1 pseudogene is annotated in these 2029 nt (G+C 75.9%); it reads right to left on the bottom strand.

The window, feature by feature from the left end:
* Positions 1–2029: pseudogene (locus tag LI92_RS24005) on the bottom strand (hypothetical protein); the annotation flags it as partial.

The following is a 2029-nucleotide window of genomic DNA, read 5'->3' as shown; positions in this document are numbered from 1 at the left end:
GGTGCCGGTGGTCACGGTGGCGACGGCGGTGTCGGCCTGGCGGCGGGTAACGGTGGTCACGGCGGCACGGGTGGTGACCGCAGCGTCGGTGGCGCGGCCGGATCCGGCGGTGTCGGCGCGAGCGGCCAGGCGGCCAGCGGCCAGGCAGGCACCAACGGTGCCGGCGGTGACGGTGGCGCCGGTGGTAACGGTGGCAACGGCGTCCTGCTGCCGGGTGACCTCGCCCAGGACGGTGGCGCCGGTGGTAACGGTGGCGCAGCTGGTGCCATCGGCACCGGTGGCGCGGGTGGTAACGGCGGTGCCGGTACGGCCGGCGTCGACGGGATCACCGACGGGCTCGGCGACGGCACCGCGGGCACCGCGGGTGGCCACGGCGGCAGCGGCGGCCATGGTGGTGCCGGCGGCACCACCGCGGGCAACGGTGGCGCCGGTGGTCTTGGCGGCGTCGGTGGTGCGGGTGGCCACGGTGGCGCCGGTGCCAACGCAGCGCACGGTGCCGACGCGGCAGCCGGCAGCGGCGCAAACGGCGGCGACGGTGCCGACGCGACCAGCACCAACGGCAACGGCGGTGCGGGCGGTAACGGTGGCGCCGGCGGTGCCGGCGGCGCAGCCACCAACGGCGATGCCGGACTGGCCGGGGCCGGTGGCGCCGGTGGTGCCGGTGGTAACACCGGCAACGGCGCCAACGGCGGTAACGGTGGTCATGGCGCCGGTGGCGGTGTCGAGGCAGTCGCTGGATCCGGCGGCAACGGTGGTGCCGGTGGTAACGCCGGTGCGGCGGGTGCCGGTGGTGCCGGTGGTCTCGGCGGCGACGGTGTCGCCGCCGGTGACGGCCAGGACGGCGCGATCCTCGGCGGCAACGGCGGTAACGGTGGCGCCGGCGGTAACGCCGCGTACGGGCAGGTCGGCGGTAACGGCGGTAACGGCGGCGCGGCGACCACCATCGGCACCGGTGGTGCCGGTGGTGACGGCGGTGCTGGTGCCGACGGGCTCGCTGGAACCACGGACGTGTCCGGCAACGGCACGGACGGCACGGAAGGTACCGCGGGCGGTCACGGTGGCCAGGGCGGCGCGGGTGGCGCCATCGCCGGTGACGGCGGTACCGGCGGTAACGGTGGTGTCGGTGGACACGGTGGTGCCGGTGGCCATGCGGCCAACGGCGCCGACGGTGCCCACGCAACCGCGGGTACCGGCGGCAACGGTGGCGTCGGTGGCGACGCGACCGGCGCTGCGGGTCACGGCGCGGCCGGTGGCGCGGGTGGTAACGGTGGTGCCGGTGGTACCGCAACACTCGGTAACGCCGGGGCGGACGGCCTCGGTGGTGTCGGTGGCGACGGCGGCGCGGGCGGCAACGCCGGCGTCGGCGGCCGCGGCGGCGACGGCGCCGGCGGCGGTTCCGGCCTGGTGGCCGGTACCGGCGGTAACGGCGGTAACAGCAGCAGCATCGCCGGCACTGGTGGCGCGGCTGGCGCCGGTGGTCTCGGTGGCGACGGCGTGACCCAGGCCAACAACGGTGCCGCAGGCAACGGCGGCAACGTCGCTACCGGTGGTACCGGCGGCAAGGGCGGCAACGGCGTGGTGCTGGGCAGCGGCCAGGCCCAGGCGGGCGGTAACGGCGGCACGGGCGGTAACGCCTACGGCGAGTACGGCAACGGCGGTGTTGGCGGTAACGGTGGTAACGGGGCCAACGGCACCGCTGGTACCAGCGCCGTGAACGGTGCCGGCGCCGCCGGCGGTAACGGCGGCAACGGCGGTGCGGCTGCCCAGCACGGCACCGGCGGCAACGGCGGTACGGCCGGCAACGGTGGCAATGCCGGGAACAACACCTCGGTCGGCGCGAACGGCGCGACCGGTGCCGTCAGCAAGGACATCAACGGCAACTCGATGCCCGGTGGTATCGGTGGCACCGGAGCCAAGGGCGCTACCGGGTTTGCCGGCGGAGCCGGCGGCCGCGGTGGCGTGGGCGGTGCCGGTGGCACCGTCTCCGGTGACGGCGGTCAGGGTGGCCTCGGTCTGTCTCTTATACACA

This window comes from Mycobacterium sp. UM_Kg1 (genome assembly GCF_000972925.1).
GTDB classification, from domain to species: Bacteria; Actinomycetota; Actinomycetes; order Mycobacteriales; family Mycobacteriaceae; genus Mycobacterium; species Mycobacterium hiberniae.
Note: the sequence above shows the minus strand (reverse complement) of the source record. Positions and strands in the feature narration are given on the sequence as shown.